This is a genomic window from Polaromonas sp. OV174 (genome assembly GCF_900112285.1).
Taxonomy (GTDB): Bacteria; Pseudomonadota; Gammaproteobacteria; order Burkholderiales; family Burkholderiaceae_C; genus Polaromonas.
The window spans coordinates 1-12,461 of the sequence record NZ_FOKZ01000019.1 but is presented as its reverse complement, the minus strand read 5'-3'; the positions used below and the strand labels follow the sequence as shown (position 1 = coordinate 12,461).

Annotated in this window: 12 protein-coding genes and 1 pseudogene; 6 read left to right on the top strand and 7 right to left on the bottom strand. The window is 62.8% G+C overall.

Annotation, left to right across the window (positions count from 1 at the left end; translation table 11 throughout):
• Positions 1-32: 32 nt before the first annotated feature.
• On the bottom strand, positions 33-1,286 hold the full coding sequence (locus BM160_RS16035; protein ID WP_092007178.1) for an MFS transporter: 1,254 nt from the start codon (positions 1,284-1,286) through the stop codon (positions 33-35).
• Positions 1,287-1,566: 280 nt separating this feature from the next.
• Between BM160_RS16035 and gshA the strand changes: the two genes are divergently transcribed.
• Positions 1,567-3,120 (top strand): glutamate--cysteine ligase, encoded by a 1,554-nt coding sequence (gshA, locus tag BM160_RS16030; RefSeq protein ID WP_092007177.1) that lies wholly within the window; start codon positions 1,567-1,569, stop codon positions 3,118-3,120.
• Here gshA and BM160_RS16025 read toward each other — a convergent pair.
• From BM160_RS16025 to BM160_RS16015, 3 genes are read right to left on the bottom strand one after another with little or no spacing between them, the layout of a single operon-like run.
• Positions 3,117-4,079, bottom strand: coding sequence for a ketopantoate reductase family protein (locus tag BM160_RS16025; RefSeq protein WP_092007176.1), 963 nt, complete (start codon positions 4,077-4,079; stop codon positions 3,117-3,119). The genes gshA and BM160_RS16025 overlap by 4 nt on opposite strands.
• The gene (locus BM160_RS16020; RefSeq protein WP_092007175.1) at positions 4,076-4,297 is read right to left on the bottom strand and encodes an oxidoreductase-like domain-containing protein; all 222 of its coding nucleotides are present in this window, start codon (positions 4,295-4,297) and stop codon (positions 4,076-4,078) included. Before BM160_RS16020 ends, BM160_RS16025 begins: the two co-directional genes overlap by 4 nt.
• Positions 4,298-4,302: 5 nt before the next feature.
• Positions 4,303-4,581: a hypothetical protein gene (locus BM160_RS16015; RefSeq protein WP_177219040.1), complete on the bottom strand. Its 279-nt coding sequence runs from the start codon at positions 4,579-4,581 to the stop codon at positions 4,303-4,305.
• A gap of 215 nt (positions 4,582-4,796) precedes the next feature.
• On the opposite strand from BM160_RS16015, the gene ylqF reads away from it, so the two are divergent.
• Positions 4,797-5,789, top strand: coding sequence for a ribosome biogenesis GTPase YlqF (gene ylqF / locus BM160_RS16010; RefSeq protein ID WP_092007174.1), 993 nt, complete (start codon positions 4,797-4,799; stop codon positions 5,787-5,789).
• 408 nt (positions 5,790-6,197) lie between these two features.
• Here the strand turns inward: ylqF and BM160_RS22345 are convergent, their stop codons facing one another.
• Positions 6,198-6,452 carry a hypothetical protein gene (locus BM160_RS22345; RefSeq protein WP_143093272.1) on the bottom strand — a complete coding sequence of 85 codons (255 nt, stop codon included), beginning with the start codon at positions 6,450-6,452 and terminating at the stop codon, positions 6,198-6,200.
• 444 nt (positions 6,453-6,896) lie between these two features.
• Here BM160_RS22345 and BM160_RS16005 point away from each other — a divergent pair, with 444 nt between their 5' ends.
• Positions 6,897-7,832 (top strand): DHH family phosphoesterase, encoded by a 936-nt coding sequence (locus BM160_RS16005; protein WP_092007252.1) that lies wholly within the window; start codon positions 6,897-6,899, stop codon positions 7,830-7,832.
• A 403-nt stretch (positions 7,833-8,235) separates the two neighbouring features.
• On the opposite strand, the gene BM160_RS16000 is transcribed toward BM160_RS16005, so the two are convergent.
• On the bottom strand, positions 8,236-8,883 hold the full coding sequence (locus BM160_RS16000) for a GDSL-type esterase/lipase family protein (RefSeq protein WP_092007173.1): 648 nt from the start codon (positions 8,881-8,883) through the stop codon (positions 8,236-8,238).
• 374 nt (positions 8,884-9,257) lie between these two features.
• Here BM160_RS16000 and BM160_RS15995 point away from each other — a divergent pair, with 374 nt between their 5' ends.
• Both BM160_RS15995 and BM160_RS15990 read left to right on the top strand, forming a co-directional pair.
• Complete coding sequence (locus BM160_RS15995) at positions 9,258-9,923, top strand: ankyrin repeat domain-containing protein (RefSeq protein ID WP_092007172.1); 666 nt, start codon at positions 9,258-9,260, stop codon at positions 9,921-9,923.
• A gap of 335 nt (positions 9,924-10,258) precedes the next feature.
• Positions 10,259-10,864: a hypothetical protein gene (locus BM160_RS15990; protein ID WP_092007171.1), complete on the top strand. Its 606-nt coding sequence runs from the start codon at positions 10,259-10,261 to the stop codon at positions 10,862-10,864.
• Positions 10,865-10,984: 120 nt separating this feature from the next.
• On the opposite strand, the pseudogene BM160_RS15985 reads toward BM160_RS15990, so the two are convergent.
• Positions 10,985-11,506 (bottom strand): annotated as a pseudogene (locus tag BM160_RS15985) (IS5 family transposase); the annotation flags it as partial.
• 103 nt (positions 11,507-11,609) lie between these two features.
• Here BM160_RS15985 and BM160_RS15980 point away from each other — a divergent pair.
• Positions 11,610-12,461 (top strand): IS110 family RNA-guided transposase (locus BM160_RS15980; protein ID WP_092007251.1); only part of this gene is annotated, 852 nt, incomplete at its 3' end.

Genomic DNA, 12,461 nt, shown 5'->3' with positions numbered 1-12,461 from the left:
CGTTGAAACGCCTGGGTGATGCGCGCCGGCACTCAGGCTGTCACCGCCTGTGGGCCGCGCTGGGACAGGCGGTAGAACAGGAACATGGCGATGCTGAGGTTGAGCAGATTCCAGGCGATGCCGTTGAGAAAGGCGGCCTGGTAGGAGCCGGTCAGGTCAAACACCTTGCCCGACATCCAGCCGCCCAGCGCCATGCCCAGCATGGTTGCCATGATCACCGTGCCGACGCGCGCGCCGGCTTCGGCAGGTAGGAAATATTCGCGCACGATGATGGCGTATGCCGGCACGATGCCGCCCTGGAACAAGCCGAACAGCCCGGCAATCACATACAGCGACACCATGCCCTTGAAGGGCAGAAACAGCAGCAGCGCAATGCCCTGCAGCACCGAGCCCAGCAGCAGCGTGCGCAGCCCGCCTATGCGGTCGCAGATCAGGCCGGATACCAGCCGGCTCACCACGCCGCAGGCCAGCATCAGCGAGAGCATTTCGGCACCGCGCGCCGGGCCGTAGCCCAGGTCAGTGCAGTAGGACACGATGTGTACCTGCGGCATGGCCATGGCCACGCAGCAGGCCACGCCGGCCACGCACAGCAGGGCTTGCGCCTGGCCGGGCGCCAGGCCAAAGGGCCGGCTGCTGGGCCTGGCCGCCACGCGCGGATTGGCGGGAGCCAGCATGGCCGCCGGCGGGCGCGGGCGCATCAGCAGGGCCAGCGCGGCCATGGCGACAAAGCTGAAGAGGCCGAGGCCGAGATAGGTCTGGCGCCAGCCTACGGTCTCGACAAAATGCTGCACGATGGGCGGCCAGATGGCGCCGCCAATGTAGTTGCCGCTGGCGCACACGGCTACCGCAATGCCGCGTCGTCGCACAAACCACATCGAGGTGTCGGCCAGCAGCGGCGCAAACGTGGCCGAGCTGCCCAGCAGGCCGATCAGCAGGCCATAGGCCAAGGTGAACATCCAGATGCTGCTGGCCATGGCGGCTAGGACATAACCCAGGCCCAAGCCGATCGCCCCTATGAGCAGAGGCAGCATCACGCCGAAGCGGTCGGCCAGCCGGCCCATCAGGATGCCGCCCAGGCCAAAACCTATCATCATGGCGGTGTAAGGCAGCGAAGCATCGGCCCGCGCCACGCCAAATTCGGCCTGCACGGCGGGCAAGACCACGGCCACGCCATACATGCCGCTGGCGCCGACGGTCATCAGGGCCAGGGTGATCATCAGGCGCATCACGGCATAGCGTGAATCGGCGAGCCGGGGTGAGGTAGGGGAAGCGCTTGCGGGTGTCATGCGGGTGAGCCTATCACTGTGTGCCGACCTGGTTTTTGGGTACTGCTGCGCTGCCAAAGCGGCCCAGGCAAGCCGGCAAAGTTTCTATAACATGGCTGTCATGCGTGGTTTGCTGTCCGCAGCAGGGCGGTAAAAGGGGAATTTATGCCTGAAAACGCGTGATCTTGCTGGCAGCGCTCGGCGCAGCCACCTGGCCGTGCAGGCAAGCAGCCCGGCGGCAGCGTGAAGCGCCGGCCTGTGATAACTTCCACGCCAATCCAAGAATCAGAGGAATATTGATATGACTTCATTGCAGACGCCTACGGGCGCGCTTTTGCAGGATCGCCTGAAAGCGCTCACCCCGGCCAGGCTCAAAGGCATGCGTCGCGGCATTGAAAAGGAAAGCCTGCGCGCCCAGCCCAGCGGTGGCCTGGCGCTGACGCCGCACCCGGCGGCGCTGGGTTCGGCCCTGACGCACCCCAGCATCACCACCGATTTCAGCGAATCGCAGGTGGAGCTGGTCACGGGCGCGCATCAAGACCCCGAAGTCGCGCTGCAAGAGCTGACCCAGTTGCACCAGTTCACCTATCGCAGCATGCAGGACATGGGCGACGAAATGCTGTGGGTCTCCAGCATGCCCTGCGATTTGCCGACCGACGAAACCATTCCCATCGCCCGCTTTGGCTCCTCCAATGTTGGTCGCGCCAAGAGCGTTTACCGCATGGGCCTGTCCCACCGCTATGGCAGGCGCATGCAGACCATCTCTGGTATTCACTACAACTGGTCGCTGCCCGATGTCACGAGCGAGCAATACTTTGCGCTGATCCGCAATTTCCGCCGCCACGCCTTTTTGCTGCTCTATCTGTTTGGCGCCTCGCCCGCCGTTTGTTCCAGTTTTGTGGCTGGCCGCCAGCATGAGCTGCAGGCGCTGAACGAACACACCAAATACATGCCCTACGGCACCTCGCTGCGCATGGGTCGCTTGGGTTACCAGAGCGATGCGCAGGCCTCGCTGGCGGTCAGCTATAACAGCCTGGAGGGCTATGGCGCCTCTTTGCAGGACGCACTGACCCGGCCCTATCCGGCTTACGAAGCGGTGGGCATACGCAACCCGGGCGGCGACTACAACCAGCTGGCCACCACCTTGCTGCAGATTGAAAACGAGTTCTACGGCACGATACGGCCCAAGCGCGTGATCAAGTCCGGCGAGCGTCCGCTGCACGCGCTGCGCGAGCGCGGGGTGGAGTACATCGAAGTTCGCCTGATGGACCTGGACCCCTTCGAGACCATAGGTATCAACGCGCAAACCATGCGCTTCCTCGATGTGTTTTTGCTGCACTGCCTGCTGGCCGATAGCCCGCCAGATACGCCGGAAGAAATTGCCGAGCTCAAGCACAACCAGCACCAGACCGCCGCGCGCGGCCGCGAACCCGGCCTCAAGCTCAAGCGCGCCGGTGCCGAGGTGGGGCTGAGCGAATGGGGTGCCGAGGTGCTGGCCGCCTGCGCGCCGATTGCCGCCGCACTGGACGCCGCCCAGGGCGGCAGCGACTACCGCGATGCGCTGCAGGGCGCGCAGACTCGCCTGGCCCAGCCGGACACCACGCCCTCGGCGCGTGTGCTGGCGGTCATGGCCCAGGATTTCAACAACTCCTTCAACCGCTTTGTTCGCGCGCAGTCGACCCAGACCAAGGCCAGCTTGCTGGCATTGCCGTTTACGGCCGAGCAGCAGGCGCACTATGCCGCGCTGACGCAGCAGTCCGTGCAGGCGCAAAAGCAAATCGAGGCGGCCGATAGCCTGCCGTTCGAGAGCTACCGCGAGCAGTATGTGTCGGCCGCGCGACTGGGCCTGGGCTAGATTTTCCCGGCCAGGCCACCTTGCAGGTAGGGCTTGAGGCAGGCATAAGCCATGCTGTGAAAGGGCGTGGCGATGGCGTGCTGGCGCCCCAGTCGCGCTACCAGTCCGCTGATGCCGTCCAGTTCCAGCGGCCGTCCGGCCATCAGGTCGTGGTGCATGGAGGCATACAGTTCCGCCGGGAAGCCCTGCAAAATCGCCAGCGTGTCTTGCGCCTGCGTGGGTACAAACACCGCGCCTTCGGCCCGGCCCACGGCCATCACTTCCGCGATCGAGGCCTGGGCCAGCGCCAGCAAGTCCGCATCGTGGTAAACCACGCCGGCCGGCTGGCGCGTCAGGCAGGTCAGGGCGGCATTGGTGGCCAGCACCGTGAATTTGGCCCATTGCGCGCTGCCTATGTCTTGCACCAGGTGCGCTTGCAGCGCGTCGGCGCCGCTGGTGGCGTTGATCGATGCGGCAAAGGCCTGCAGCAGCGGATGGGTGGCGGCGTCATCCCCGCCAAAGGTGATGGACGACATGTCGGACAGGTAGCGAACGACCCCCGGCGCCTCCAGCCGGCCGGCAATATAGGCCAGGCCGCCATAGACCCTGGCGCCCGGTGCGCCGCGCCTGATGCGCTGCACGCCGTCAATGCCGTTCTGCAGGCTGATCACGGCGCCGGCCGCTTCCAGCGCGCTGCGCCATTGCTGCGCGGAACTCTCAGCGTCATACAGCTTCACGCAAGACAGCACCAGCTCGGGCATCGCCTGTTCACCGCGCTCGAAGGCGGCCGCATCCGTCGCCATGACATTCGTGATGCGCCAGTCGCCGCGCGGCCCCAGTAGCTGTATGCCGTTGTTGGTAATGGCCTGCAGGGCGCTGCCACGCACGCCAAAAGTAACCTCGTGGCCGGCCCGGGCCAGCAGTCCGCCCACATAGCCGCCAATCGCGCCCGCGCCTATGACCAGAATTCGCAAACTCATGGGCTTAATTGAAGCAGAGCTTCTTCCCGCCAGTAGTCCACCGCGCCGTAATAGCCCTCCCAGACGCAGCCATTGCAGCCGCGCCCGCAGCAACTGGTGGGTTCGGGCGGCGGCGCGCGCAGGCTGATGCCGGCGGCCAGGGCGCGTTGCTGCAGGGTAAGGAACAGGGCCTGCGCGGTGTCGCGATCAACCAGCCCGGCGGTGCTGCCGTCCTGCATGGTTTTCAGGGTTTGTTGCTGGTCATGCGTCGGCGCGCGTAGACGCCGATAAAGGCCAGGCCCAGCACCAGCGCAAACCAGCCCACCAGCGATGCGTTGGCCACGATACCCTGCATGCCGGGCGAGGTGATGAAGTAGGGCGAGATCAGCACGCCCAGGCCTATGAGGCTGCACAAAATGCCTTTGAGCAGCAATTCGTTGTTGGCTTTGCGCTGGGCCGTGTCAGCAGGGGTGCTGTAAATGGCCTTGCTGGGGCGGCGTTTGGGGGGCTTGGGCAGTGACATGAGCGGGGAGTAGGTGAGGGCTGTGGCGCAATGGGCGAACGGGTGTTTCCCCGATTCTCCCCCAATCACCCGGCCTGGCCGGCGTGGGGTTTTGCGCAGACCCTGGCGGGCCGTCGATAATCGGGACTAGCTGATGGGCCGTGGACGCCAAACATCTCCGGCCGCTTATTCCGCTTACCCTGCTTTTCCCTCCCCGAACAAGAAAGAACCTCCCGATGGCCATCCAATGGTTTCCCGGTCACATGCATCTGACCAAAAAAGCCATCAGCGAGCGCATCAAGGAAATTGATGTGGTGATCGAGCTGCTGGACGCCCGCCTGCCCGGCTCCAGCGCCAACCCCATGCTGGCCGAGTTGACCAGCGGCAAGCCCGCGCTCAAGGTCCTCAACAAGCAGGACCTGGCCGACCCGGCGCGCACCGCGCTCTGGCTGGACCACTACAACAGCCTGCCTGCCACCCGCGCGATCGAGTTGGACGCCAGCGCCACCACGCCCGCGCGCCGCCTGATCGATGCCTGCCACGCGCTGGCGCCGACACGCGGCAGCATGGTCAAGCCCATGCGCGTGCTGATCTGCGGCATTCCCAACGTCGGCAAGTCCACGCTCATCAACACCTTGACCGGCAAGCGCGCCACCAAGACCGGCGACGAGGCTGGCATCACCAAGGTCGAGCAGCGTCTGGTGCTGGCCGACGGCTTTTACCTCTGGGACACGCCAGGCATGCTTTGGCCGCGCATCATCGTGGCCAAGAGCGGCTACAACCTGGCCGCCAGCGGCGCCATTGGCCGCAATGCCTTCGAGGAAGAAGAGGTTGCGCTGGAGCTGCTCGATTACCTGATCAAGAACTACCCGGCCGCGCTGGAGGCACGCTACAAGGTCAAGGTCACGCCCGGCATCACCGACGAACAGCTGCTGGAAGAAATCGGCCGCAAGCGCGGCGCGGTGCTGGCCAAGGGGCGCGTCAATTTGCAAAAGGCCGCTGAAATCGTGATTTACGAATTCCGCTCCGCCACACTGGGCCGCGTCACACTGGAAACGCCGGACGAGTTCGCCGGCTGGCTGGCCGCCGGGCAAAAGCTCGATGCCGAGCGCCAGGTGAAAAAAGACAAGATAGAAACCAACCGCCTGATCAAGTTCAAAAAGATTCCCCGGCCAGTCAAGCCGCGCCACGCCGAGTCTGCCGATCCTGACGCGTCCGATACGCCCTGAAGATTGGGCGCCCAGGCAGCCCTCGCAGGCTGGTCAATTGCTGGGTACCGCGTTGCAAGCCTGCACTGTTGGGGTCAGGTCATTGTTTTGTCGGTGAAATAGGCCTCTAGTGCTTTCTGGATAAGAAAAGATAGCTATCAAAACAATAGTTATTTGGCGCAAAACTCGGTCTGCACCCAGGCCGGCTGATCATTTCATGGGCAATGTGTGCAAAGCCAGCACTGGCGCGGCCTGCCGGCCTTCCAAGGGCGCTTATCCACAGAGTGGCCCACAGGGACTGGGGGTAAACCCTAGATTCGGTGCCAGCCTGGCCTGGCGCAAGCTTTTCAAGCTAAACAGGCTTGATCCCCAAGCCTTGGGTGCCTGAGCGCAGCTTGGCCTGCTTAGGGAAGCGCAGCTGTCTGTGTATCAAACGCCTTTGAAGCCGGTCAGGCCGGGATAGGCGCGGCCAAGTTGCTGCACCAGGTGGTGTTCATTGTTGGCGACAAAAATCTTTTCAGTGCTTTGCGCATCATCGCCGGCAACATCCGCTTGCCGCACGACCCCGCCGGGCGGGAGTAGCTTGACCAGGAACTTCCCATCCAAATGAGCCGGGAGTTGCCGGTACTCCCCAGTGACCTCGTAGTGATGATCGAGATGTTTGAAATGGTATTTATGTTGCACGGTCAGCCTTATAGGTTGGGGTGTCAAATTGCAAGGCTCTGGTCAAATCCCGGGCAGCGTCCGCAAAGCCAGTGCTGGCGCGGCTTTCGGGGCTTGTGAACATTCTTATCCACAGGGTGGCCCACAGTAAACGGGGGTAAACCAGAGGCCCTGCTGACCAGGGAGCTCAGCCAGGTGGAGCAAGCCAAAAAACAGCCCTTCATTGGGAAAAGAATGACACCTTGGCAAGCGCAGCAGTGGTCTTGGTGCATTTCAAGGCAAGGCCCGCCAAGCCAGCACTGGTGCGGCTTTGCTGCTTTGTGAACATTGTTATCCACAGGGTGGCCCACAGAAACTGGGGGTAAAAACCTATAGCCTTTGGTGGTTAGAGTGGCTGACAGGGCTGCAGGGCTAGTTAGAGGCCGGCGCGCCAAACCAGTGCCGGCAGCGACAATGCTGAGCTTCATGAAAACCATTCTTCCCCTGCAGCTTCTGGTCGCTCCCGACCTGAACGATCCCCAACCCCTGATCATTTACCATGGCCGCCGCTGCCCTGACGGCTTTGGCGCCGCGCTGGCGGCCTGGCTTTTCTACGGTGGTCAAGCCGAGTTTCTGGGCCTGGATCACGGCGACGTCAAAACGTTGGATGATCTGCCTGCGCTGGCCGGCCGCGCCGTCTACATCCTCGACTTTTCCTTCTCGCCGGAGCTACTGCGCGCCATCGAAGAGCGCGCCGCCAAGCTGGTGATGCTGGACCACCACAAGAGCGCGGCGGAGAAACTCACCGGCTTTGCCTGCCGCTGCGGCGTGGTGCACTTTGACATGAGCAAGTCGGGCGCCCGGCTGGCCTGGGAGTTTTTTCATCCCGCCGCGCCGCTGCCGGACCTCGTGCGTTTCATCGAAGACCGCGATATCTGGGTCTGGCAATACCCCGAAAGCGCCGGCTTTCTGGCGGCGCTGGACATGGAGGCCTTTGACTTTGCCCGCTGGGCCGAGATCGCCGCCTTCAGCCCGGCCCAGCTGAACGATTTCATGGCCCGTGGCCAGGCCATGGACGAAAAGTTCAGCAAGCTGGCCGCCGACATTGCGGAGGGCGCGCAGCCTGTCAGCTTCAACGGCCAGACCGGCCTCATGCTCAATGCGCCCGGCGTCTTCCACAGCCTGATTGGCAACCTGCTGTCGGCCCAGTGCGGCAGCTTTGCGCTGATGTGGCATGTGGGCAAGAGCGGCGGCGTCAAGGTCGGGCTGCGTTCGCAGCCTGGTTTTGACTGCATTCCCCTGGCCGAAAGCATGGGCGGCGGTGGCCATGCGCAGGCTTGCGGCTTCAAGATGGGGACTGAGCGCCTGCCCGAATTGCTCAGCGGCGTGTTTCAGGCCGAGCCGGCTCAGCCTGCGGACTGATCAATTCCGAGGCAGGCCCCGCAAAGCCAGCGTTGGTGCGGCTTTGAGGGCTTGTCAACATTGTTATCCACAAGGTGGCCCACAGTCAGCGGGGGTAAGTTGGGGCTGATTTTGCGGTCAAACCCTTGTTTGACCCCGGCCTTGATATATCTGCAAAAAACAGTTTGCCATTGGTAGTTATCCCCTCTTGCGCTGAAAACCGGCCGGGTGTTGATCAATTCTGTGGCATTGTGTTGAAAGCCAGTGCTGGCGCGGCTTTGAGGGCTTGCGAACATTGTTATCCACAAGGTGGCCCACAGTTGACGGGGGTAAGTTTTGGCACTGGCACTGGCACTGGCACTGGCGGGGGTGGTGGTCCGACTTCAAGACTTGCCACTGGCAACCTGGCCGGCCCCAGCCGCACTCAGCCAACAAACTTCATCTTGCGCAGCCATTGGTCCAGGCGCTCGGCAAACACCTCATAGCCTTGGGCGTTGGCGTGGATAGGGTCTGAACGCAATTCGGCCCGCGACAGCACATAAGACCAGCCCTCGGCAAACAGCGCGGTGCCGGTTTCCTGGGCCAGATCGGCATAGAGCTCGTGGTCTTTCAGCGTACCGCTGGCGGCCGCCAGCAGCACCGGCTTGGGTTGCGCCAGCAGCACGACCTGCGCGCTGCCGGCCGCCGTCTGCAGCAGCGTTTTCAGCGCCGCACGGGTGCGCTCCAGCGGCAGGCCGCGCAAAAAATCATTGCCGCCTATAGACACCAGCACCAGGCCAGGCCGACTTTCCTGCAGCAGGCCGGGCAATCGCGCCAGCGCGCCTTGCGCCGTGTCGCCGTTCAGGCCGGCATTTTGCGTGACATGGCCGCTCAGTTGCTCCAGCCGTTGCGGATAACTGCTGCCAGCCGCTGCGCCATAGCCATAGGTCAGGGAGTCGCCCAGGCACAGCAGGGTGGCATCCTTGGCCAGGGTCTTGCCCTGGGGCTTGGCGGAGCGAGAGCAGCCACCGGCGAGTAGCAGCGTGGCGCTGAGGCCGCCCAGCAACAGGCGGCGGCGAAGTGGGTGCGGCATGGGAGCAATCCTTGGTCACAAATGCCTAGCACTTTAGCCGCTGCAGATTTTTTGCGTTTTCCTGCATCGCCCTGGTGCGTAGCCCTGTCAGGGCACAGCTCGCCGGCGATGGCCTGAGCACCGCTCAGCTCCAGGGTTTGGGGCTGCGCTTGCCGGGCCTCAAGACGGGCTGATGCCAGCCGCTTGAAAACGCTTGCTAGCCCGAATTTTCAGCCCTTTCCATCCTCTGCCCAAACATTGAGCATGCCTTGCAAAGCCAGTGCTGGCGCGGCTTTCAAGGCTTGTTCAGGGGTTTATCAACAGGGTGATTCACAGTGCCTGGGCATAACTGTGCCGTCCAGCTGCGCGCCACTCAGGCGCGGCACAATGGGCGCATGATTCACCGTTTTGCCCTGTTTGCTGTGCCTTTTCTTTTTCTGTGCCTGCCCATGGTGGCGCAAGCTGGCTCTGCCAGCGCGCCGCTGGTCGACGCCGCCGCACGCGGGGATTTGCCGCAGTTGCAAACACTGCTGGTGCGGGGAGAAGCGATAGAGCAGCGCGATGGGCGCGGCCGCACGGCGCTGCTGGCCGCCACCGACGGCCAGCACCTGGCGCTGGTGCGCGTCCTGATTGCCCATGGTGCTGACGTGAATGCCCAGGATGCGCAGCGCGACAGCGCCTTTTTGCTGGCCGGCGCACGCGGCTACACCGACATCGTGCGCGCCACGCTGGCCGCCGGTGCCGACCTCAAGCTAACCAACCGCTACGGCGGCACCGCGCTGATTCCGGCCTGCGAGCGCGGCCATGTGGATACCGTGCGGCTGTTGCTGGACACCGCCATCGACGTTGACCATGTGAACAAGCTGGGCTGGACCGCCTTGCTGGAGGCGGTGCTGCTGGGCGAGGGCGGCGCCGCTCACCTGGAGATCGTGCGCCTGCTGCTGGCGCATGGCGCCCAGGTCAATCTGGCCGACCGCGATGGCGTCACGCCGCTGCAGCATGCCCGCCAGCGCGGCTTTGGCGCCATGGCCGAGCTGCTGCGTGCCGCCGGCGGGCGCTAAAGCATCGCATCGCCTAGGCGTTTGGCGCGGCTTGATGGCTGGTTTTCCAGTCCTGCCTGTTTTTTGATCGCCCCTGACAAACCCAAGCCTGGCGCGGCTTTGGCGGCTTATCCAAGGGCTTTTCCACAAGGCCATTCACCGGCCGTGGGCATAAGTTTTTTGCCCTCAAATACCTAGTCGCAAGCATTTCGACACCTTTGTAGTCGCGAGGTAATGAGGGGGTAAATCTCCGTTTGCCTTACATGACCTTCACAAATGCAGGCCAACAATGGAGTTACTCGATCACAGCGCCGCGCTGTGTGTCTAGTGTTTCATTTGAAAAACGGGAGATCCACATGACATCAAAACTATTCACCGCTTCCCTGTTGACCACGGCCCTGTTTGCCGGCCTGGGCATGTCGCCGGCCATGGCGCAGAACAACTACACGCCGGCCATAGACCAGACGCAGCACGCCATCAGCGACCGCATCCAGCAAGGCCTGGCCTCCGGCCACATCACGCCTTCGGAGGCGCAGGCCTTGTATCGACGTGACCGTGAAATCTCCATGCGCGAAAGCCGCTACAAGGCGGACGGCCAGGTCACACCGCAGGAGCGCGCGCAACTGCGGGCCGACCTGGACGGCCTGCGCGCCGACGTTGAACCCCTGATGGCCAACAACGTTGTCGTGAGGCCAGGCTATGGCGGCCCTGCCGACGGCATAGACAAGCAGCAGCTCAGCATCAGCCAGCGCATTGATGCGGGCGTGCGAAGCGGTCGCCTCAACCCGCGCGAAGCGCGCGAGCTGCAGGGCCGGGAGCGCATGATTGCGCGTCACGAGGCTGGCTACAAGTCCGATGGCGTGCTGAGCCCGCAAGAGCGTCGGCAACTTAACCAAGAGCTCAGCGTGCTGCGCGATGAGGTGGAACGGATGATGCGCAATGGCCGCCACGGTCGCGGTTAAAAGCCGCTAACAAAACCCTCCTGACGTCGTTGTGCCGCCTTGCCGTGCTGCAACACTGTCTGCGGCAACACGCCTAGCCAGGACCGCTGCGCTGGGTTTTGTTAGGTTCTTAGAACCTGTTCAAGATCTTTTGTGCAAGAGGGCCAAGAACGCCAGATGGATGAACTGCAAGCTGGTGTTCAGATGCCTCTCACAGCTCTTCCACAGCCGCCTGTTCTTCTCCAGTCACGCAAAGCTGCGTTCCACCACCCAGCGCTTGGGCATGACCTTGAAGGCGTGCAGTTCACTGCGCTTGCTGATCTGCACCGTCACGTGCTCGCCCAGGATGTCTTTTACGCCTTGGGCAAAGGGCTGGCCCACGTAGCCGCTGTCACACAGCAGGCGTTGCACCTTGTTCAGGGTCAGTTTGCAGCGCTGCAGTGCCTGCAAGGCCCCCTTGCGATCTGTCACTTCTGCGGTGGTAACTGCGATAGCGTGTGGCAGCCCTTGTGTGTCCACTGCAATGTGGCGCTTGATGCCCGAGACTTTTTTGCCTGCGTCATAGCCCTTGAGGGCCGCCGTGTCCGTGTTCTTCACGCTCTGCGCGTCCAAGATCAAGAACGCGCTGGAGGCGTTGCGCCCCTGTCTCTCTCGGGCCGCGCCAACCTGAATACGAAGGGACTTCCCGTTCCCCGGTAACGGCATCGGAGTGCCAAGATTGGCGTACTGGAAGTCAATCTGCAACCATTTTGGAAGGAGAAGTCCCATGAGCAACGTTACACGAGTCGGTGTTGATTTAGCCAAAAATATGATTCAAGTCCATGCTGTGGACGCTGCTGGCAAGGTGATCACCAACCGGGCATTGAAGCGCGAGAAGTTCTTGCCGTGGTGTGCCGAATTGCCCGCAGGCTGCCTGGTGGCGATGGAGGCGTGCAGCAGTGCTCACCACTGGTGTCGAAAATTGCGTGAGCGCGGTCTCGATGCCCGTATGATTCCTGCGCAATTTGTAGCGCCGTACCGGATTCAAGGCAAGAGCGGCAAGAACGACGCCAATGATGCATCTGCTGTTTGCGAGGCAGCCTCGCGGCCGCACATGAACTTCGTACCAGCCAAGACACTGGCTCAGCAGGGCATGCTGTGCGTGCACCGCCTGCGCGAAGGACTCAAGGAGGAACGGACTGCCTGCATCAACCGCATCCGAGGGTTAATGGCCGAATTCGGACCGGTGTTGCCGCAAAGCCCGCAAGTGCTGCGCCAACATTTGAGCGACCTGATTGAGGACGCCAGCAACGACATCGCCGGTATGGCCCGGCTGGTGCTGCAAAGGGCGCAGGCGCATTGGCGAGAGCTCGACGAGCACATCAAGTGGTGTGACCTGCGTATTGCGGCCCACCAAAAGGACGACGAGCAGGTTCAACGCGCTGCTGAACTCAAAGGCATTGGCCCCATCACAGCGTCTGCGGTCATAGCGACGGTGGGTGACTTCAAGCAGTTCAAGAACGGAGCCCAGTTTGCGGCGTGGATAGGGCTGACCCCAAAACAAAATTCCAGCGGCGGCAAGATCAGTTTGGGGCCAATCACTAAACGTGGCAGCACCTATTTGCGTACCTTGCTGATT